This window comes from Nostoc sp. (genome assembly GCF_036919815.1).
GTDB lineage: Bacteria > Cyanobacteriota > Cyanobacteriia > Cyanobacteriales > Nostocaceae > Nostoc.
The window spans coordinates 47324-69806 of record NZ_JBALCE010000109.1 but is presented as its reverse complement, the minus strand read 5'-3'; the positions used below and the strand labels follow the sequence as shown (position 1 = coordinate 69806).

16 protein-coding genes and 1 pseudogene are annotated in these 22483 nt (G+C 42.0%); 6 read left to right on the top strand and 11 right to left on the bottom strand.

The genetic code is table 11. From position 1 onward, the window contains the following. The 4 genes from V7K15_RS24860 to V7K15_RS24845 form a co-directional block, all read left to right on the top strand. Positions 1 to 1039 (top strand): Fe-only/vanadium nitrogenase subunit delta (locus V7K15_RS24860; protein ID WP_334909836.1); only part of this gene is annotated, 1039 nt, incomplete at its 5' end. A gap of 494 nt (positions 1040 to 1533) precedes the next feature. Further along, positions 1534 to 2919, top strand: coding sequence for a V-containing nitrogenase subunit beta (gene vnfK / locus V7K15_RS24855; protein WP_334909834.1), 1386 nt, complete (start codon positions 1534 to 1536; stop codon positions 2917 to 2919). A gap of 244 nt (positions 2920 to 3163) precedes the next feature. Further along, entirely contained in the window at positions 3164 to 4693 is a 1530-nt protein-coding gene (locus tag V7K15_RS24850) for a nitrogenase component 1 (protein WP_334909832.1), read from the top strand. Between the two features lie 900 nt (positions 4694 to 5593). Next, the gene (locus V7K15_RS24845) at positions 5594 to 6937 is read left to right on the top strand and encodes a nitrogenase component 1 (protein WP_334909830.1); all 1344 of its coding nucleotides are present in this window, start codon (positions 5594 to 5596) and stop codon (positions 6935 to 6937) included. A gap of 39 nt (positions 6938 to 6976) precedes the next feature. Here V7K15_RS24845 and V7K15_RS24840 read toward each other — a convergent pair. Together V7K15_RS24840 and V7K15_RS24835 are read right to left on the bottom strand one after the other, a co-directional pair. Beyond that, a pseudogene (locus tag V7K15_RS24840) lies at positions 6977 to 7546 on the bottom strand (DnaB-like helicase C-terminal domain-containing protein); the annotation flags it as partial. Then, a complete protein-coding gene (locus V7K15_RS24835) occupies positions 7539 to 7784 on the bottom strand; it encodes a hypothetical protein (protein WP_334909828.1) in 246 nt (81 codons plus the stop codon). The gene V7K15_RS24835 and the pseudogene V7K15_RS24840, both read right to left, overlap by 8 nt. Before the next feature lie 486 nt (positions 7785 to 8270). On the opposite strand from V7K15_RS24835, the gene V7K15_RS24830 reads away from it, so the two are divergent. Together V7K15_RS24830 and V7K15_RS24825 are read left to right on the top strand one after the other, a co-directional pair. Continuing rightward, positions 8271 to 8393: a hypothetical protein gene (locus V7K15_RS24830; protein WP_334909826.1), complete on the top strand. Its 123-nt coding sequence runs from the start codon at positions 8271 to 8273 to the stop codon at positions 8391 to 8393. Beyond that, entirely contained in the window at positions 8390 to 9652 is a 1263-nt protein-coding gene (locus V7K15_RS24825) for an ATP-grasp domain-containing protein (protein WP_334909824.1), read from the top strand. Before V7K15_RS24830 ends, V7K15_RS24825 begins: the two co-directional genes overlap by 4 nt. Positions 9653 to 9871: 219 nt before the next feature. On the opposite strand, the gene V7K15_RS24820 is transcribed toward V7K15_RS24825, so the two are convergent. The 9 genes from V7K15_RS24820 to hepC all read right to left on the bottom strand — a co-directional run bounded on the left by V7K15_RS24820 (position 9872) and on the right by hepC (position 22180). Next, positions 9872 to 11521: a GMC family oxidoreductase gene (locus tag V7K15_RS24820; RefSeq protein ID WP_334909822.1), complete on the bottom strand. Its 1650-nt coding sequence runs from the start codon at positions 11519 to 11521 to the stop codon at positions 9872 to 9874. A 257-nt stretch (positions 11522 to 11778) separates the two neighbouring features. Next, a complete protein-coding gene (locus V7K15_RS24815) occupies positions 11779 to 12900 on the bottom strand; it encodes a glycosyltransferase (protein WP_334909821.1) in 1122 nt (373 codons plus the stop codon). Positions 12901 to 12932: 32 nt separating this feature from the next. After that, positions 12933 to 14381: an O-antigen ligase domain-containing protein gene (locus V7K15_RS24810; RefSeq protein WP_334909818.1), complete on the bottom strand. Its 1449-nt coding sequence runs from the start codon at positions 14379 to 14381 to the stop codon at positions 12933 to 12935. 234 nt (positions 14382 to 14615) lie between these two features. After that, positions 14616 to 15545 (bottom strand): glycosyltransferase family 2 protein, encoded by a 930-nt coding sequence (locus V7K15_RS24805; protein WP_334909816.1) that lies wholly within the window; start codon positions 15543 to 15545, stop codon positions 14616 to 14618. Further along, a complete protein-coding gene (locus V7K15_RS24800) occupies positions 15463 to 16686 on the bottom strand; it encodes a glycosyltransferase family 4 protein (RefSeq protein WP_334909814.1) in 1224 nt (407 codons plus the stop codon). The genes V7K15_RS24805 and V7K15_RS24800 overlap by 83 nt, the downstream gene beginning before the upstream one ends. 144 nt (positions 16687 to 16830) lie before the next feature. Further along, positions 16831 to 17823 (bottom strand): glycosyltransferase family 2 protein, encoded by a 993-nt coding sequence (locus V7K15_RS24795; RefSeq protein WP_334909812.1) that lies wholly within the window; start codon positions 17821 to 17823, stop codon positions 16831 to 16833. A gap of 64 nt (positions 17824 to 17887) precedes the next feature. Continuing rightward, complete coding sequence (locus V7K15_RS24790) at positions 17888 to 19054, bottom strand: glycosyltransferase family 4 protein (protein WP_334909810.1); 1167 nt, start codon at positions 19052 to 19054, stop codon at positions 17888 to 17890. A gap of 135 nt (positions 19055 to 19189) precedes the next feature. Further along, positions 19190 to 21040, bottom strand: a complete 1851-nt coding sequence (hepA, locus tag V7K15_RS24785; protein ID WP_334909808.1) for a heterocyst formation ABC transporter subunit HepA — start codon at positions 21038 to 21040, stop codon at positions 19190 to 19192. Positions 21041 to 21451: 411 nt separating this feature from the next. Next, on the bottom strand, positions 21452 to 22180 hold the full coding sequence (gene hepC / locus V7K15_RS24780) for a heterocyst development glycosyltransferase HepC (RefSeq protein WP_334909806.1): 729 nt from the start codon (positions 22178 to 22180) through the stop codon (positions 21452 to 21454). Positions 22181 to 22483: the final 303 nt, after the last annotated feature.

Below are 22483 nucleotides of genomic sequence, written 5' to 3'. Positions count from 1 at the left end.
TTTTGAAGGTGCGGTGAATATGGCGCGGGATATGTACAATGCCATCTATTCCCCTCTGATGAAACTCGCTAAATCTGATATCCGTGGTGAGCAAAATCTGCCAAGTACCAATGGTAATGGCAACGGTAAAGCAACCAAAGAGCTATCTGAGGAAGTCGTTTCTTTAATTCAACAGCAAGTTAAGGAAGCCACTTCACAGGTTCAACCACAAGCTAAGGAAGTTGCAACACAGGTTCAAAAGCCAGCTAAGGAAACTGCGCCACAGGTTCAACCACAAGCTAAGGAAGTTGTACCACAGGTTCAACCACAAGCTAAGGAAGTTGCACCACAAGCTAAGGAAGTTGTACCACAGGTTCAAAAGCCAGCTAAGGAAGTTGCACCACAAGTTCAACCACAAGCTAAGGAAGTTGCACCACAGGTTCAACCACAAGCTAAGGAAGTTGCACCACAAGTTCAAGTGCAAGCTAAGGAAGTTGCACCACAAGTTCAACCACAAGCTAAGGAAGTTGCACCACAGGTTCAAAAGCCAGCTAAGGAAGTTGCGGTTGCGCCACAGGTTCAAGTGCAAGCTAAGGAAGTTGCGGTTGTACCACAGGTTCAAAAGCCAGCTAAGGAAGTTGCACCACAAGTTCAAGTGCAAGCTAAGGAAGTTGCGGTTGCGCCACAGGTTCAAGTGCAAGCTAAGGAAATCGCGTCATACATTCAAGAGCGAGCTGGGGAAGTCACAAAATTAATTCAAGAACGGTGTTTGTGGCAGTTTCACTCTCGTGCATGGGATCGGGAAGAAAACATCAATGGTGTTCTCAATATGGCCGCCCAAATCTTGACTGGAGAAAAGGTGGTTCTGGAAACCTTGATCCAGAGAGGTTTTTATGCAGATGCGAAGATCCTTTCGGCTGACCTGGAAATCAGATTTTCATGGTTAAATAGCATGGAGAACTCGCAAAAGACAGCAGTACTGGAATCTGTTAAGGCAATGCTGATCGATATTGTAATAACCAAGTCGAAGAATGGTGAATTGCATTATTCGCTTTATTAAAGCAATTAGATCGGTAATTTAACCCTCTGGGTGACGCTCTATGATTTGCGATCGCTCTTAGCGTCTCCCCTTCTCCCATTCCTGAGTTCAGGGAGAAGACCAGATTGCCTCACTAAACGAACGGCGTTGTTGAATTGGAGTATGAAATAGAGTCAAGTCATCCTGTTAGTGTTTGTGCAAAAATTTTCTTACAGAGTAGAGACTTACAGAGTAGAGAACGATGTCACCGACGGGCTACACCAAAAGCATTCCCAAGAAGCATAGTGTCTGACTACAGAAGCATCTCATCTAGCTTTCAAGATTTTCAAGAAATTCAATTCTACTTTTCTTCTGTAATCGATGCTATGGGTAGCTTGCTTCTTGGTTGGATGCAGCGTTAGCTCGCCGCAGACATCGCTCCACTTTCTTAAGCTCAAAATGACACTTCATATTTTCGTTCAGCAACGCCAAACAAACACGCATCACGAATTATACACTATTTAGGAGTCAAGAGAATGTCTTTAGTCGTAAAACAGAAAGAACGTAAGGGAATCATCAATCCTATATTTACCTGTCAGCCTGCTGGGGCTGAATATGCTTCCATCGGAATCAAAGATTGTATTCCCTTGGTGCATGGAGGACAAGGGTGTAGTATGTTCGTTCGCCTCCTGTTTGCCCAGCATTTGAAGGAAAATTTTGACATTGCTTCTTCTTCACTCCATGAAAATAGCGCTGTCCTTGGAGGACAGCCACGCATTGAGGAAGCCGTAAACACCTTAGTAGCACGATATCCTGATTTACGGATTATTCCAATTATTACGACTTGTTCAACTGAGACGATTGGGGACGATATCGAAGGAACCATTAACAAGCTCAACGCCCAGTTAAAGAAAGACTATCCCGATCGCAAGGTTATCCTTGTTCCTGTACATACCCCCAGTTACAAAGGCAGTCAAGTCACTGGCTATAATGTCGGCGTACATGCAATCATTTCTAGCCTAGCAAAAAAAGGCGAACCAACTGGCAAGTTGAACATGATCACAGGGTGGCTTAACCCTGGAGATGTCACCGAAGTTAAGCGCATCTTAAAAGAGATGGACGTTCCAGGAAACATATTACTGGATACAGAAACCTTCGATGCGCCCACCATGCCCGATAAGACAAGTTTTGCCTTTGGGAATAGCACCATCGAAGAAATTGCTGATTCTGCCAATGCGTTGGGAACTATTGCCTTATGTAAATATGAAGGAGGCAGCGCAGCCGAATTCTTACAAGAGAAGTTTAAGGTTCCCGCAATCATTGGCCCAACACCAATTGGCATCAAAAATACCGACACTTGGCTGCAAAACATCCAAAAACTAACCGGGAAAGCAATACCAGAATCTTTAGTCAGAGAACGTGGTAAAGCTATTGATGCGATCGCCGATCTCGCCCACATGTTCTTCGCCAACAAGAAGGTAGCTATTTACGGAGATCCCGATTTAGTAATTGGTCTAGCAGAGTTCTGCTTAGAAGTTGAGTTAGAGCCAGTGCTGATGTTGTTGGGAGACGACAACAGAGCCTGCACGAAAGACCCAAGAATTGCCGAGTTGGAGAAGCAAGCAGCCTGTGATATCGAAGTCATCTGGAATGCAGACCTCTGGGAATTGGAGCGCCGCATCAAAGATAAATCCCTCGAAATCGACTTGATTCTAGGTCATTCAAAGGGTCGATATATTTCCATCGATCACAAAATTCCGATGGTTCGGATAGGCTTCCCCAGCTTTGACCGCGCAGGTCTGTGGAAATATCCCATTATTGGCTATAAAGGAGCAGAATGGCTAGCAGATAACATTGCCAATGCCATGTTTGCAGATATGGAGAACAAGCACGATCGCGAGTGGCTCTTAAACGTTTGGTAAGAGAGTGATGTGTATGGGGGATGGCATCTATCTACAGTGGTATTTTTTATCGTCCACCCCCAACTCTCTCGCCAAATCATTAGATGGTATTTCCATCGGAATTTTTACGATACTTAGCAATCCTACATCAATTGTAAACCAGGCAGCACCCGTTTAACTGATTAGTCTCAGAGGGCGGCTCAGTAGCCTGGTTTACGACTCATCTGAGACTGTACAAAAGCTATTGAAAGACTGGAGAGTTATCATGACTGCAAGTATAGATCAGAATGTCGTATTTTACGGAAATTTAAGCGAACTTTATCGCTTGGCAAAAGAGGGTAAAATCAAGACCAGTTTACAAGGTAGTCATACCCGCCCCTGTAAATTCTGGACTGCAACGAAGATTTTAAGTGGCATTAAAAATGCGATCGTCATTTCTCACGGGCCGAGTGGCTGTGCTTATGGTGTCAAGCGGGCATACAAACTGACCAATAGCCGCAATAGTGGTTCCCCTTATGAACCCGTGGTAACTACGAACATGAGCGAGAAAGCGGTAATTTTTGGAGGCGAAAAAGAATTAGCAGGCGCGATTCGAGAAGTAGATGAAAAATACCATCCTGATGCGATCGTTGTTGCTACTAGTTGCGCGTCTGGTATTATTGGCGACTGTGTTGATGACGTAGTGAATAAAGCCCGCACCGAAATCAAGTCTGAGATCATGACGATACATTGCGAAGGATTCGCAGGGGAGTATCGCAGTGGATTTGATATCGTATTTCGGCAAATTGTAGACTTTATGGAGCCGCCAACTCCAGAACGGAAAGCACAACTAGCCGATTCTGTCAATATTGTGGGCGCGAAGATGGGCCCTGAAAGGACAGAAGTCGAAACTGATGTTAAGGAACTGGTACGATTGATAGAAGGAATCGGGGCAAGAGTTCACAGCGTCATCGCTGGTGACTGTACTTTGGAAGAACTTAAGCAAGCACCAAGTGCGGCAGTTAACTGTACTTTATGTTTGGATCTTGGCTATACTATCGGCAAAGCCATGTCAGACAAGTTTGGTACTCCGTTAAATTCTACTATCCTTCCCTATGGAATCACCGCTACAGAAAAATGGCTCGAAGGGGCTGCAAAATATTTAGGGATGGAAGAACAGGCGGCTGCCTTGATGGAAAGGGAATATGCCGCAATTAAGACTGAATTTGAGGAAGCTAAGAGTTATATAGAAGGTAAGTTAGCGATTATCGAAGGACATGATGCTATTAAGTGCTTGTCCCTTGCCCACATGTTGGATCGTGATTTTGGGATGCGTGTGGTAATCTATAACTTCCATCCCTGGAGTACAGAAGCACGAGAAACCAGTGTAGATTACTTGTTGGAAACAGGGTTAGACCCAGAAATCCTGATTACTAAGGGGACGCTAGCCTTTGGCAAGTATGAGTCAATGAAACAAACGGAAGATGAATTACTGGATTTTATTGGTGGTCTTGATTCAGATTCAGTAGTGTATTTTGGTTCTTCCTTGAGTTTCCCCCATATTCCCGTCGTCGATTTAAATGCCATCTTAAATCGTCCCAGATTTGGCTATCGCGGAGCTTTAAAGGTCGCAAAGTGTATTAAAACAGCACTCCAATATGGCTTTAGACCTCGCAGTTCCTTAACCAAGCAAATGGTGTTCCCTAAAGATTCCGGGTTAGCATCTGCTCAATCACTGACCGGAAAATTAGCTCAAGACTTGCCTGACTGTACCGTATATGCAGAGAAGAGACGGGGCAAATGTTGTAACGAGTGATAAATGAAATGTGATTTCGCTGAATAAAGTATGGATTTGTCTCACGCAGAGGCGCAGATACATACATCATATTATATAAATGGTCGATGACCCGCCCAACTGTATGGAACATAAAGGCTAACTTCAAAGTAGTCAGACTTGCCGTAGAAACATCAGAGATTGGGAAAAGAACACTGTTAGCTAGAGATTGGGGAAAGAACACTGTTAGCTGGTAGGATAAAAGCCGTGAATCTAAGCGGTGTTGTACGAACAAAAAATCAAACTGCCTGTGGTAGACGGGCGGCTGCCTGTGGACGCTGAGTAAGACCATTATCGGATTTAGTCCCGCACTCTTAGAGATGAGAGTCCCTAACGTGGCATCAGCGGTTGAGACGGGAAACTCTGAAGACGAATAAGACCGTCCCTGAGTTCAATGATGTTGGAAGCTCCAACCTCAGTGAAGCAGGTTGGAGTACTTCACGTTGCATAATCCTTAGCCTCAGAAAGATGCGGGGACGCGGGAGTTGCAATTTGAATGATTATTAGCTTACAAGCAAGGCTTAAGCCAAAAATGTTAAGGCGGAAGCCGTTACAGGCTGCGCGAAATACGGTAACGTCGAGGCAGAAGTCGCTACAGGCAAGACAGAAGCCGTTACAGGCTGCGCGAAACACGGAAACGTCAAGGCAGAAGTCGCTACAGGCTGCGCGAAACACGGAAACGTCAAGGCAGAAGTCGTTACAGGCTGCGCGAAACACGGAAACGTCAAGGCAGAAGTCGTTACAGGCTGCGCGAAACACGGAAACGTCAAGGCAGAAGTCGCTACAGGCTTCACAAAACACGAAAACGTCAAGGCAGAAGTCGCTACAAGCTGCATGAAACGCGTTTCCCATAGTCAAACTTTAGAGAAACAGGAGGAAAAAATGTCTGCTGAAACAACTTTTGACAATTGTAACCATAGTAAAGACCCAGTAGTTGGCTGTGCCCTTGAAGGTATTGCAACTACAGTTGCTGGCATTAAAGATGTTAGTATTGTGATTCAGTCTCCACAGGGTTGCGCGTCTACTGTTGCAGCTGGGTATGATGCTCATGAGGTTGATTTCACCAAGCGGAAAGTAGGCTGTACTCGTCTTTTTGAGTCAGACATTGTGATGGGAGCGTCTGAGAAACTCAAAGGGATGATTAAAGAGGCAGATCAATCTTTTGATTCTAAGGTGATGTTTGTCGTTGGTACTTGCGCGGCGGACATTATTGGTGAAGATATTGCGGGATTGTGCAACCAGCTTCAGCCAGATATCAAAGCCAAACTCGTTCCTTTAATGGCTGGTGGGTTTCGGGGCAATGCTTACGATGGCTTAGAGATGGGTTTGGAGGCTTTACTTCCTTTTATCAAAAAAAGGCAGACCAAGAGAAGGGGCAGAAAGCCAAGGATTGTAAATATCATTGCACCACAAGCAAATCTGAATCCTACTTGGTGGGCTGATTTGGAATGGGTAAAGCAGATGTTAAAATCTTTAAGGATTAAAGTACAGACGGTCTTTTCTCATAATACTTCCTTTGAAGAACTAGAGCAAGCTGGTGAGGCAACCGCCAATATTGTTCTCAGTCATGATGTTGGGTATAAGTTTGCTCGGAAAATGCAACAGACCCATGACATCCCTTTGATCCTTGATGATATACCTTTACCAATAGGTGTAAACAACACTACTCGGTGGTTGAAGGCATTGGCGGCACATTTCAAGATAGATGAAAAAGTGGAGCCAATCATCAAACAAGGCGAAGAAATGGTAGTAGATACACTTCGCAAACGAGCATTGATGATTATTCCCCGATATCGTAACTGTAGAATTGCTGTATCTGCGGATGGGACGCTTGGTATTGGACTAGTCAGAATGCTCTTTGAAGAATTGGAGATGATTCCTGAAGTCTTATTATTTCGTTCAGCGATGCCTGATTCTCGTGCAATTCTGGAGCGAGAACTGCACAGCCTCGGTCTTACTTCCCGCGTAATATTTTCGGCAGATGGCTATCAGGTAAAACAGACCTTAGAAGAGTTTGATGTTGATGCTGTGATTGGCTCGGCATGGGAAAAATACATGGCAGAGGAATTGGGAATCAAAATTGCTTTTGATGTGTTTAGCCCCACTAACAGAGAAACTTATGTAGACAAGCCATATTTTGGCTATGAAGGCATGATCAATATCATGGAAGTGATTGCTAACGATTGGGATAGAGCTTTTCGCTCCAAAGAGATTCATTGGACATAGAAAAGTATTGTGTCAAGAATGTTTTGATATCCTGATGCATTCTTTGGCCTTAATTTGACGGCATTCTGACGCAATTTGTGAAACGGTAATACCTCTTGAGTCATTCATATAAAGCGGCAGTTCTGAGGCAATACCGACGATTTTGGCAATGCTTGTAAATTCCCAGTCTGCTAGAGGTTTATTACCTGAGCAATGTCTGCGGATGCGATCGCTTTTTAGTGGCGTTAACTCTAAATGCTTATAGGCATTGGTAATACTAATTAAGCTCCACAGCCTGTACTCCAATTGTTTCTTTGTCATCTCCAAGGAGAAGATGACCACAGGTAGATTGTGCAATAGTATCATTTGGAGAGCCAAAAACAAGGCGATCTGGGATTTCCCCATTGATGGCCCACCCGCAACTATGGTGAGTGTGCCGCTTTCAAATCCCACTATCAAATTATCGAGTTTATGAAGTCCTGTAGGGTAAATGGGGTTTCCTGAATTTAAATCCTCGTAAGCAGCAACATTAATCGTGCTGTTATGTTCAGTCTTTGAAGATAGGGTTTGATTAGATAATTGGAAAATTTTCTGTTATGATTGGTCAAGGATTTGTAGTAACTCAGTATTTTTCTGCCAGAAGATTAGTAGTACCTGCTATGCTAACTCTCACACTAAATGGAAGATGGAAAACCGATATTCCATTCGCTTGTAAAGAAGGTAAGCTATAGCGTTTACTAATCACATGAGGTACATCATAGTCCCCTCCTCGCTTGCGGGGAGGGGGTTGGGGGTGGGGTTCTTGTACCTCACTCAACTGAGAACCGCTATAAACCACATCTAGTTTGCATAATCTGAAATTGTACATTTCTTGTGGGGTGGGCGTCTCGCCCGCCCAATATATGCAAGTTAAATGTGGAACAACTTATCGCATATAAAGAAGTTATAGACATTATTAAAAATCGCTTACAGGAAAGTGGAATACCTTAACTAAGGTTTTCTTTTAAATCAGAGTCTGTATGTAGTTAGCTAATAACATCTCGCTCTGAAAAACTTTGACGATTCTAATAATTATACCTGTTTCTAATCGCCGCTTGAATATTTTAAAAGTGCGATCGCACTAGCAGGCAGAAAAAATTAGGTTAAATATCCTAACCACAGGGATATTTACACATCTACACATTCATGCTTCTGGCTTCATCATCAATATATAAACAATAACGTTATTTGAAGACAAGAAATTAACTAATTTTCTTATTTCGTTTGATAGAGTTAATTAAAATTTAAGAGAGTAAAATCTAATATATACAGCGAAAAAGCAGATTATCAAATATTAGCTTTATACAAAAATTTTATGGCAATATTCTTATCTCAAGAAATCGTTTCTGACCAAGACAGGGTGCTGCTGGTAGAAGTGCAGACAGAAGATATATCTATGCAACGTTTTGGGTATGCGCTTTCTCGGAGGGCTAAATGAACTCAAAATATAACTTTCAATACTTTCAAGGGAGTTCTCTTTCTGATCTGTTTGCTCAAGATATCACAGATGCATCTTATGGGTTTATCCTAAATTACCCTGCAACTGCCAGTTGGGCTGCTTATCCCAACCTGAAAAAATATTTTATTCAAGATGGCAGTAGTGAAGCCACCAAAACCTCCTTTGACAAGATTTGCCAAAAGGAACCTTGGAAAATTCTGGCTGTGTTAGGCGATCGCATTCCCGGAATTGTGACTATTCCGCCGCCAAAGTCACTGCTTGAATATTGGCAAGAGCATTTCGGTTTCAGCTACTCCAATAGATCGATGATGGATCGCTTGACTTATCTGGATGACCTCAGTCACAGCGAACACTTTGACAAACTCATCACTCTATTTCCCTTTGATCACCTCAAAAGAGAAAAACACGCTATTGATTCAGACACCCATTACCGCTTACTTAGCAAAGTGACTTTAGCCGAATTGGGGGTGCAATGTCCAAAATACGAGAGCTACAATCTACACACCTGTAGTCTGGAAGATATTCAGTTACCAGAATTTCCCTACTTAATTAAAACGTCTCACGGACTCTCAGGAGAAGGCACTTATATCATCAAAAGCCCCAGCGATTTGAACTACTGCCTTGAAGAAATTAGGAAATATCTCAATATTAAGTTGCTCGATCAGATTATTGTCTCGGAGTTCGTCAAGAATGAGGTGCAGAATTATTGCGTACAGTTCTATGTCAACAAGGCGGGAGAGATAACCCTCATCGGCACTACTGGCCAACTCGTCACTCCAGAAGGCAACTATTTAGGGGGACTGATTGACTACCGCAACACTGACATGAGCAAGTTCTTTGAGATGATTGCGGCCATTGGTGAGTATGCTCACAAACAGGGTTATTTTGGCGTAATTGGCTTCGACGTGCTGGAAGATCAAGACGGACAGTTTTATATGATCGACGCTAATTTTCGAGTCAATGGTTCGACTCCGTTGTGCTTGCAACGTAATACTCTACTAGGACTGGGAAAGGAAGTAGCTAAATATTCCAGTGACTACCGCATGGAAGGAACGTTAAATTCAATTTTAGTGACCTTAAAACCAGAACTAGATCGCAAGGACTTGATTATCCTGTCGGCTTTAGAGAAGGTCAAATACGGAAAAATCTACACCGAAATTTATGCGATCGTTACTGGAGAAACTATCCAGGAAATGCACCATATCGAGCATAAATTACAGAATAAAGGATTACATTAGCTCCTTTAAACAACACCACTCTTAATATCTGGCCTTATACCAATTCTGTATGAAGATGCGCTAAACCATGTTTAAGTGCAAGAAATAAAAACAATCTTTTTTACCAAGGTGTTGTAGCTTTGTTTATATCTTGCACCTTGGGCAAATTCTTGTTTATCAAGATAGCGTAAAATTGCGATCGCTACGTTTAAAACTGTGATATTTTACCCAAAGTTGTACTTATTGATATAATTCAGCTTTCAGATGGTCTGCCAGTCGAATTGCCAAAGCGACAATGGTCAGCGTCGGATTAGCATAGCCTCCTGTAGGGAAAACAGAGCTACCTGTGATGAATAAATTAGAGATGCTGTGAACTTGACAATTTGCATCTACTACTCCTTGTTTTGGGTCATGATGCATACGTGTTGTTCCCATATTATGATGGGTACTAAGAGAAGCAACTGGACGATCTCCATCCAATTCAATCTGCAACTGACCCAGACCTGCACTAGCAAACTCTTCTGCAAATATTAGCTGCGATCGCTTCACACTGCAAATATCTATTTCGCTCCAATGATTAGTTAATTTTGCTTGAGGACAACCAAGTTTATCTAGTTGATTACTGAGTGTCACCCGATTATCTGGATTTGGGGTTTGTTCAGTTTGGCTGAGAACTTCAAACTTTGTATATTTCTGTTCATTACCTTCATGATCAGACCATCCTCCATGACTCAAATCAGGGAACAAATATTCTTTTTTGACATTATACTTATACCAATCACCTACTAAATCATCAATATTCGTAATTACATTTTGCAAATGTTGAAAAACATTCTTGGGTAACTGCCCTTGTCTAACTGAAGAGAACAAAATTTTTGCAGAAGCTTTTGCTGCCGATCTAAACCTTTCATCTCTGGGATATAACAACGCAGTCATATTTAGTAATTTATCGCGGCGCATAACTTGTTCCGTCAGGGCAAATTTTCCCATCACTGTGACATTATTCACCCGACGTAAGTCATACAAAGCCATCGAATTAAAGATTTTGCGATTTTGCGGAACAAGCATTCCACAACGGATAAAAGGATGATCCATAAAGAACCTACCCACTAAATCATTTTGATTGCCTAATCCATTCTTTTGAATTCGGTTTGATAGCAACAATAAACGTGCATTCTCAATACCACCTGTGGCTAATATAAATACTTTTGCAACAACCGAAAATTTATTACCAGATAAACAAGCTACTTGTACACGTTTCACCGTCTGGGCTGTTTCGTCTGCCTCAATTTCTACCACGTTGGCGTTGAGGAATATCGTGATATTAGGAGATTGATTAATTTGGTGGCGATATTCATTGGTGAAAATATCGCGTGGGCCAAACTGAAACATACTGGTAGTAACTCGGTCACTTGTGAAATGTGTCCGAGGAGATTGAGCAGTTTCCCAAGCCTCAGCTTCATAAGCAAAAGAACCGAGTTTACAGACTGCTTGAGCGCGTTCATAAAATGGATTCAGGTGAGATTTACTAAAAGGCCAGCCACTGTATGGCAGCCAATCTCGTTTTTCAAAATCTATTTCGTCTAACGGTACATGCCTGAGACCAAGTTGATTTTTATTAATTTCAATATTCCAGACATTAGCCAGTCCACCAAATTGACGATGACGCATATCTTGCAGTGGTGGAAAAGGATCTCCAACAGTTTCACCCTGACCAAGAGATGCAGTCTCTTGATTAAATTCCAAGTCACCACTTTCTAGTAAGCAAACTCGAAAGTCTTGCCCAATTAATTCTCGTGCGAGTGTAATTCCGGCGGGTCCACCACCAACTATACAAACTTCAGTAGTGATAACTTCATCTATTGGCAATGTCCGGCTATCAATCAACATTAATTTAATTCCTTTGAATATAATTTATTATTTTTAACCACAGATGCATATAGATAATTAATCGATGTAAATCTGTGGTTTGATTTTCATAAAATGCAATCCGCTTGGGTTGGTGATATTTTGCTCTGGAAGATCCCCCCAACCCCCCTTTTTAAGGGGGGCTTAATAAGGAAGGTTAGGGAGTGATCAAGCCTTAACGCAAGCGTATTGTGATAAAATTGACTTTTGGAAGAAGTTTACTTATTGCTTCATTCAGCCTATGAAACGCTTGGTATTACAGAACGAATTGCACTAATAAAATTTTGGGCATAATTCTGCGTTGAGAAATCGAGGGCGCGTTGTCGTGCAGCCATTCCCGCACTCTGGGCAAATTCTTGCTCGTCAAGATAGCGGAGAATTGCGATCGCTAATTTATCCGCATCGCCGTAAGGTGTTAATAGTCCATTCATCCCATCGGTAATAATCTCTGTCGGGCCGCCTGCACTGCCAGCAATTACAGGTTTACCCAGCGCCATCGCCTCAATAATCACAATTCCAAACGGCTCTTTATCCGACGCATGAACAAATACATCCATCGCCTGCACCCACTCCGGGATATTACGCTGTAGCCCAGCCATAATTACCTGCTCTTTCAAGCCCAAGGCGGCGATTTCGGCTTTTAAAAAGTCCTGATAATCCGGTTCCAAATCGTGTTTACCGCCAACCACTACACAATGAGCATCAGGATACTTCTGTAAAATTTTGGGCATTGCTTGCACCAATACGTGCATTCCTTTCCATCGTTGCAATCGCCCAACAATTCCAATCAACGGTCCGTGTAAAGGTAAGCCCAACTTCCGCCGTGCCTCTTCAGGAGAAGGTAAAGCATCAGGCTCAAATCGGTCTAGTGCAACACCAGGATAAACCAAAGGTGTTGGTCTGTGAGGCCAAATCTCTGCCTGTGCTTGCTTGCCATCTTGCGAGAGGGTGATAATCGCCCGCGCTGGGATTAAAGTAGCGATTCGCACCAACCAAGTCTGATCACTAGGTACTTCCAATTGATACCACACAGCAGGCAACCCCGCCAGCATTGCCGCCACACCTCCAGATATATGCGTGATCCACATCCAATTTACAATTATATCTGCACGTTCGCGGCGGGCGATCGCAGCTATCCGAAAAACAGCGCCAATAAAACGGTGGATTTGGCGTAAACGTCCACTTTCCACAACTCGCGCATCAATACCAAGCGACTTTACTTGTTCTACCATCGGGCCGTCTTCTAAAAATATCACCAGCCACTCAACACCGGCATTACGTCCCTGCTGCACCAAATCCCAAAGCATCATTTCACCGCCACCTCGTTGCTCGGCTAGTGGCATTACAATAATTACTTTCATAATCTATAACTATCCTATTTAATTTGTAATAATCAGAACTCCGACTTCTTATAGGCAATCTGAGGATTGCTATAGTATTTATGTCCTGCCATAGCCATAGCTAAAAACCCCCAAAGAATCATTCCTGCTACACTCAACATCCCACTACCAATAACTAACTGTGCAGAAGAACTGATACCAATGGCGCGGGCAGCACTAACAAAACTATCAAAACGACCTTCACCATAGCTGCTAACACTAATAATCAACAAGATTAATCCACCCATATAAAATATCGCTCCAAACCAACCAAGGGTGAAAAACATATCTAAAATCCCACTATCAATCACCACCACTTCAATTTGACCAGTTTTTTCGTTGACTTTCCAGATATTTCCTAAGCCGTTACCTAAACCATTAGAAAGGGCTAAACCAAGATTTTTGTCATAACTTCCTGATCTATCTTTAAAGCTGCCATCTTCTTGAAGATTAGAAAAAGTTTCCAATCGGGCTGCTAAAACCCCAGAAATTGGCTCGATAGTTGTCAATGGTACAACACAAATTGCCATCACCAAAATTATGATAATTAAGCGCATTTGAATCTGGGCTTTGACTGAACCCATAATCATAATTATTCCAAATAACCAGCCTCCCCAATTAGTACGTGCTTGTGTTAACAGAAAGGATAAGTAACCAACAGCTGAAGCCGGAAAAATTAAGTTTCCCGAACTGGTAAATAACAACAGCAACCCAGCCTGCATCACGGAACCAAAGGGACCGACTGAGTGCAATGTACTCCAGACGCGCATCCCGAAAGGCACAGGGTTTCCCGAACTCATGAATAGTTTTGATTGGATGAGCCAGTACCTATCCCACTCAGGAGCTACCACAAATTGATATACGCCATAAGTTCCTAAAATCAACACACACCAGAGGAATGTTCGCTGAAAGTTCTGGCGATAGCTGGGATAATCTCGCCAGTTTATAAATAAGTGAAAAGCGAAAATGATCGGACTGAGCCAATCCATCAATCCGCGTGCTACAGGGATAGGTGGATTGTAAATTAGACCGATTAGAAAGCCATAGAACACTCCGATAAAAGCCAAAACAAATGGCAAGCCCCCTTGACGAGCGGCGCTGGGAAAGTGTCGGAAGAATGTTGCTATGGTGACAAACACCACTAAGTAGGGTGCTATGAGCATTTGACGGCTAGGGTCCCAGCCCACCCGATAGTCAACTAAGCGGGTAGCTAAGGGTGTGAGAAACCAGATCCACCAGGTAAAGCTGATGTAGAGAATGGGATGCCGCAAGTATAAAAATACGGCTACTACTAAAGCTGTTACGGGGTAAATTAGGCGCAATGCGGCAGTAGCACCAGCAAAATAGCAAACTACAGTTAGTAATACAAAGCCTGCGATCGCCATCCAACCCTGTAGCGATCGCTCTTGGGGAGAATAGCTTTCTTGTAAAAAACTATTGAAAAGTATCTGCTTAGAATTCATTCAATTTGAGATTTGAGATTTTGGATTTACAGATAACGCCATCTGCGACTTTCTCTCAAACCTAACCCCCAAACCCTTCCCTACAAGGGAAGGGGAGCAAAAATCAAAGCCTATCGACCTTTCGGGGAGAGGTTTGGAGAGGGGTTCCAAGGATAAGTCGCACATCGCGTCACATAAGTAAATTTGAAGGCTTAAAAATAATTCACAATGAAATAATCGGTCTACAATTACGAATTACGAATTACGAATTACGAATTGCTTATATCCTTGCCAACGCCCACGCCAGGATGCTAATAACTTCTTACCAGCCAACTGCCCTTGGCTAGGTAAAAATCTCAGGCATTGTACTAAACCTAAACTATCGCAGGTACCCACAAATACTGCCCATAACAAAAATATAATTCGGCGGATAAATGGCAGATGCTCTAATAAAACTAAGGTTTCATTATGGACTAAATTAATAAAAGCAATTTCATTAAAGTTATTTCGCTGATCTTCATCAAAACGTTGTGCCGGATAGTGATCTACAGCAACGTTAGGATCATAAATTATCTTCCAACCAGCCCGCTTTAATGCCAGAGTAAATGCCATTTCAAAGTGTACCTGCGCTCCTGCACCACGCATCCGCTTATCAAAGCGCAATTGCCCGATTGCTTGGGTACGAAAACTCATATTTACACCTTTGAGAACATCGACTTCGCGCGGTTCTCCTACTCCCAGATGATGGTTGCCAATCACTCGCCCAAACCACTGCAACTGTCCAACTACTAAACGGGATTCGTCTTCTAATTTGCTGCCGTGGTGTATCCAATCACGTCCTCCCAGACCGCCGAGACGACTATCACAGGTAAAGTAAGCGGCGATCCGCTCTAACCAATCCGGGTGGGGTGCCGCATCATCATCAGTAATAGAAACAATATCGCCCTCCACTGCTGCTAGTCCGGCGTTGAGGGCTGCTACTACCCCCGGTTGTGTCACTTTCACAGTATGCAGTGGCAGTTTGTGTGCGTTGAATTGGGCGAGAAATTGCCAAGTTTCTGCATCTGTATCGCGGACAACCACTATCACCTGATCCACAGGTTTAATTTGCTCCTGTAGCGCCAAAAGGCAGCGTGAGAGGTCTTGTGGACGGCGATAAGTCGGTATGAGAACGGTGTTCCGCATTCTTGCTTAACTCCTCAAATAGATCCACATAAGTTTGTGCCATCTTAGTCCAGCTATATTGTTCTGCCACAGAGCGAGCAGCTTGACCCATCTGTTGCATCAGGGCGTCTACACTCACCAAAGACATCAACGCCAGAGCTAAAGCATCGATATCATCTGAGTCAGGTAAGACGATGCCACATTCTGGTGTCACTAACTCTGCACCTCCGGTAGCTGTGGCAGTAATTACTGGCAGTCCTGAAGAAAGTGCTTCTAACAATACGAGGGTGCAAGCTTCGTATCGGGAAGGAAAAACAAATAAATCTACTGATCGCATAATTTCGGCGATATCACGTCGATATCCGACAAAATGCACGCGTTCATTTAACCCTAATGATGCTGCCAGTTGCGGAAAAGGGCTACCTTCGATATGACCCACCACCGCCAGATGTAAATCAGGAACTTTCACCAAGGCGTGCAACACTGTATCTAAATTCTTTCTGGGTGTGCGAATGTCTCCGGCGAACAGTGCTAGGGTAACGTTCTCTGGCAAACCTAATTTTTGGCGATGCCTACACTGGGCTACGCCTACGCTTTCACCAGGGGCAAACTCTTCTAAGTCTACGCCATTGACAATTACGCGAATCCGAGAACGCGGTACACCAATGTTGACTAATTCTTGAGCTACCTTTTCGGATACAGCGACAACAACCTGCGCTTTTTGGAAAGCCTGTTTTTCCCAACGGGCATTAAAAGCCGTAAACAGCCATTGGTAGAAACCATACAAATCGCGGCGGTTGCGGGAAATGTGAACAGGCGATCGCAACCATGAACTGTGGACAAAATGTACAGCATTCACATCAGCCGCAGCCAGATTAATTGCTCCATTGATTTTAACTAAATCAATGCCAGAGCGATTTTTACATAACCAATCTGCACTTTTTTGGGCAAATATGAAATTACGAACAAATTCTGTAGGATAGCCTTTGACTGGAATTTTAACCCAATTAACTTGGCTATTATCTTCTAGTTTTGGTGCGACTTCACTAGCCAATAATGTCAGGTTATGCCCACGACGAATTGCTTCTTGAGCAACTTCGTAATTTACCCGCCCCTGACCATCACCTTTTTTGATTTTATGGGTAACAATACAAAGTTTCATACACTACCTTCCTTAATAATAAAATCTCAGGCAAAGGCGGAAAGCAAGAATTAAAAATAATCTTATTCTTATTCTCTCTGTGTCCTCTGCGTCTCTGCGGTTAGTTAAAAAAATAGTTTCTACAACTCAAACAATAGTGTTATATTATTTTGATATTTTCATTAACTTAGTTGCTAAAAATCGGGGACTAAAACTAAGAGCAAGTGCCGCCATAGTTCGCAGATTAAACTTTTGTTTTTTCAATGCCTGCCAAAAATAAGGACGTGCTGCTGCCATTTGTTCACTTCGTAGTAAACCAATTCCCAAAGTTGTATTAGCTTCCAACCATTTCTGTTGAAAATACGTCCTAAATTCCTGTAAACGAGCATCTTCCATAAAGACTTGATAACAAAACATTTCACTTTTAGCTTTGCGGATTTTCGCTTGCACATCTCGACTACCACTGAGCATAGTATCAGTTTGCTCATGGGCACGATATCGCGTCAATCTTTCTGGATAGTAGTAAGCACCATAACCAGATATACAGCAAAGATAGGTTAAATATAAATCCCACATACCACCAACTTCTGAGGGAATACTATCCCAATTCACAAAAATATTGCGAATTACACAAGCTGCCGCAGTCGGTATACTTTTATCTATTAACCCAATTTTATAGAAAGGTTGATGAATTCCTGGTGTTAGTTTATCTCGCTTGTAACCGTGTGTGTTTTCTTCAGTTCCAGCATGATTAATTCTGCCATCTGCATCTATGATATATTGGTCACAAAAAGCAATAATTAACTCAGGATTTGCTTCTAGTGGGGGTACAAGCTTTGCTAAAAAGTCTTCATTCCAGATATCATCATCATGGAGACTAGCAAGATATTTACCTCGTGCTATTTTGAAGGCATGCTGCTGATTAGCTAACATACCTACATTTTGCTGATGTCGCCAAAATCTGATGCGTGAATCACCAAAAGATGCAACAAGTCCTTGGGGATTGTCTGAACTACAATTATCAGAAATAATAATCTCAATATTTTGATAAGTTTGTTTTATAGCACTAGCGATCGCTTGCTTGAGATACTCTGGTCGATTATATGTGGGAATAATAACGCTAACTAAAGGTTGTGGGGATTCTTGATGCAATAACATATTTTTTTATCTTTATATTTCATAGTTAAAAGATGCACTATTTGATGTTTTGCTCAAACTAAGCTTATTTAGCTTGAGGGATGCTATGTGTATATAAACTTTTCCTTCTAGAAGAAAATTCAGCGATTGTTTTTGTATAAATTCTCCGCAGACTTTTTACATGAGCATTCATTGTAAATTCCTTCATCAATAAAGCATGACCTTGTTCGCCCATGTGTCGGCTTTTTTGATGATCTCTATACAATTCATTAATGGCATCAGCCAGCTTTTTGATATTATTACTTTCAACAAGAATACCCGTTTCACCATCTTGTAAATGTTCTGGAATACCTCCGACTGCACTACCAATTACAGGTCGATAACGAGCATAAGCTTCTAGAGTTACAAGACCCGCAGGTTCAGGCCAAACACTGGGAAAGATGACTGCAAAAGACTGTTGATAAAGTTTATTTAATTTCTCGCGATCGCACCAACCATGCCAAGTGATTCGGTTACTCAATCCGACGGTGTTTACTAACTTTTCTAAACGCGGTCGTTCCCAGCCTTCACCTGCAATATCAAGTTGAATTTGCGGGTCTGTATGTATTAAGGTTTTGAGTAACCATTCCAGACCTTTATCAGAAACAATCCGTCCAGCAAACAAAATTCTATGATTTTGGTGGACTTCTAAACTTAGAGGTGCATCTGCTGTTTGCGGTACAGATATACCACAGTGTAACGTTACAGTTTGCTCAGGGGGTACACCATTTTTAATCAACTCTTGTCGCACATATTCACTATTAGCAATAAAAGTAATTTTTATCTTTTTTAATACATCTAAAAAATTTTGAGTAGTTTGAAGTTCTTTAAAAGTTCTTAAGGGTCTACGGCTACCACATTTATCTACTAATTTACCCCGGATACATCCTAAGTAAGAAAAGTTGCGATCGCAGATTGTGCGCGGCTCTGCTAAATATTTTGTGCCACTAGGACAGTAGAATGAGTGATTATGAACACTGAAGATAGTCGGACATTCGCCTGTAACCTGTAATAGTAAATCTGGGCTGTGAATGTGCAGCAATTTGAATTGACTTTGGTCAACATTTTTAAGCGATTTTATCACGCGATCGCTAACATCAGGTGGTCGATGTTCAAACAGAGAAGCTAAATAAGTTTCAACACCTCCGCCTTCACCTACGTCAAAATTTGAGCATTGGTAAATTAGGTCTTTATCAAATATTTTCTGGTACATATTTTGTGTTCTTGTTCAGCGATACTATTTCCCCAATAGCTAGGGGCGTACACTTCTACGCACCTACAGCCAATTTATCTGTGGCAAATATTTTGGGAAATTGATTTAATTTTAACGAAGTTTTAGATAAGGTTTCTAATCTGATGGCCTTACTTCATACTGCATTTGATGATATTTCCAAAGCTTACCTTTGAGTTCCAGGAGTTCTTGATATTTACCTTGCTCTACTATCCGTCCCTGTTCTAAAACTACAACTTTATCTGCTTTAGAAATGGTAGAAAGACGGTGAGCGATCGCAATTACTGTTTTCCCAACAGATAGCTTTTCTAATGAATCTTGAATTAACCGCTCAGATACAGAATCTAAGGCACTAGTTGCTTCATCCAAAATCAAAATTTCTGGGTTCCGTAGTAAAGCTCGTGCAATCGCAATTCGCTGTCTTTGTCCTCCAGATAACCGCACACCCCGATCTCCTAATTGGGTATCAAAACCTTCCGGCATTTCCAAAATAAATTCTAGTGCATTCGCTAGTTGAGCAGCTTCTTTAATTTCATCATTAGTCGCTTCTGGAGTACCGTAAGAAATATTCTGCCAAACATTAGTATTGAAGATAAAAGTATCCTGACTGACGACAGCTATTTTGCGCCGTAGGGAGTTAATTTCAAACTGCTGGACATCAATTTCATCTATGAAAAGATATCCATCTGTAGCATTATAAAATCGAGGAATTAAATCAGCAATAGTTGTTTTACCAGCGCCAGATGCTCCGACTAATGCCGTCATTTTTCCCTTTTCAATCGTTAGGGTAATATTATGCAGCACTAGATTGTCATCATCATAGCCAAAATCTATAGAGACTAAATCTATTGACCTTTTTAAACCTTTAAACTCAAATTTGCCATTTTTAAAGTAATATTTTTCATCACTTTTCAACAGATTTTTAATGTTGTCTGCTGAACCATGTAGAGTACTGAGATATGCTCTCGTGCCATTAATATCTTGAACGAATGGTATGAAGCGAAATAGCACAAAGAAAAAGGTTAGCAAAGAAGCAACTTGTAGTGTTCCATTGGTAACAAGGCTAGTAAACGCCAAAATAATCATTCCGATCAATACCGTAGTTGCTACACCTTCGGCAATTGGTTTAACAAGTGTCCAAGTAAACACAACTTTTGTTGTAGTACTTATTACCTTATCACTAGCTTTGTAGTAACGCTGACGCTCAAATTCTTGGGTACCACAGGAATGAACAGTGCGAATGCCATTAATAAATTCTATGGCTGTTGATGTAAAATTAGCATTAGCAGTTGTCATCCCAAAACTTGATTCTCTGACTCTAGCGTTCAGAGTTGACAACCCCACACCTAAAAGTGTAAATAGTAATGCTGAAATCAGTGTTAGTTGCCATGATATCAAAAACATTGATATTAAGTAAACAAAGGTTGTGAGTCCTCTAGTTACTAAAAAGGCTGCGCCACTGAAACCCTGTCTGATCCTTTCGATTTCTGTAGTAATTGTGTTAATTAGTTCACCAGAACGAGTTTTGGCAAAGTAACTTAGCGATAAAGATTGTAACTGTTCAAAAATTTGCTTACGTAAGCGATCGGCAAGATGTAGTTGAGATAATTCAGTATAGACTTGAGAAAAGTAGTTAAAGGTTGCACGTAACCAAGTACTGAATAAAATCAGCAAGGATACGCGGTATAGACGATTAATTGCGGATGTTTTAGCACCCAGAATCCAAATATCAAACCAGCCTATTCCTGTGTGGACAGGTTGAGCACTGGGGCTAGTTAAACTTTGCAAAAATGAAAGTAAAAAACCAATACTCACACCTTCAAAGGTTGCCGCCAGAACTGAGAATATCAGAGCTAAAATTGCAATTTTGCGAAAGTGTTTAAATTCTCGCAATATCAAATAGTTGTCTTGCCAAAAGCTGGTAGCTTTGAGCAGATTGCTGAGTGGTTGAGGAAATTTGAAATGCATGGAGTTTATAATAATAGTTTGGCAGGGTAGATAGACGGCTATAGATCAATACGGTTCAGTTAAGGCTTTACTTTTTGCCAAAGTGAATTTTTTTAACGAACCGCCTTCGCGCAGCGTCTCGTTAGAGAAGGACGCAGAGGACGCAAAGGAAGAGAAGGAAGAGATGGAATAAATGCTTAACTAAACTGTATTGCGCTATGGATGCTACGTGAGCAATTTTTGTTTTAGCTAGGACTTACGCAAAATTGTCTCAAAAAGCCGATTTGTCGTAGTGGTAATTCATGTAGCTTTAGCTTTCCTACGGAACGCTACGCGAACCCGCAGGGTATTACCGCTACTTCAGAACTTTTTTGCGTAAGTCCTGTTAGCTTAAGTGCGGTAGATCAAATCATCAATTACCGCACAGATAAATTACAGTGTTTGGCTATCCAGATGTAAGAGGTGAGGCTGGGTTTCTACTTCCCATGAAGCTGTAATTTCTGGTAGTTTATTTAGCTGTACTGCATCTTCTAAAGTCCAACAACAAGATCCGGTTAAACTCATGTCACCCCGCAGCACGTTAAATAACTGGGGCAAATTGTCAAAACCGTATTTACGCATCCAACGCCCTAGCGGTGTGATGTTGTGCTTTGTAGTTGTGCAAAACATCATCGCCTGAAAGAGTTTACCCCGTTCTCCAACACGCCACTCACGACAAAAAAGTGACCCTGGCGAGTAAACCTGCATTAATACAATCAATCCCAACATGACTGGACTTACTAATAACAGCAACATGAAGGCAGCAATCCAATCAATTAGTCGCTGTAATTGTCTCCAGGGATGGTTAGGTAGTTTATTGCTAGCGGGTATACTTAGGAATATTGGTTTTTGAGCTTCTTTACATGCATCTGCCCAAAAGCTGAGTAAAGCCTCACCCAATTTTGGATCTATGCTTACCAAACTTACAGGAGAATGTTGTAAGCATTCTACTAGCGATCGCTTACTATCTAATGAAGGCAGATATGGTTGTTTAACTCGTCCAAGCGGCTTCACCAACAGCTTACCCCGTCGCCAATACAGTGTGCAATACCCACGATTATCTTGGTGTTGCTGGGTTACATCATATAAATTCTCTAAAGTTGGAATTATTGAAGTTGTCATATGTCTTTGGGATTATACAGGAGTTAATTGCTGAGGAGTTATCAAAGGCTATCAATGCCAAAGACCCAAATCCAAATCTGTTGTAAGTCCAAAAAGTTGGAGTAATTCGTAATGACGTTCTCTGCGTACTCCTGGCGGAGGACAAGCTACGCGCAGCGTGTCGTTCGCGGTAGCGTTGCGTAGCAAAGACAGAGGCTACGCCTAGCTTGTCCTCCGCAGGAGTACGCGGACTCGCTAACGTAACTATGTTTGATATCATGTCCGCATAATCACTTATTAAAAAACTCTCCGCGTTAGCCTAAA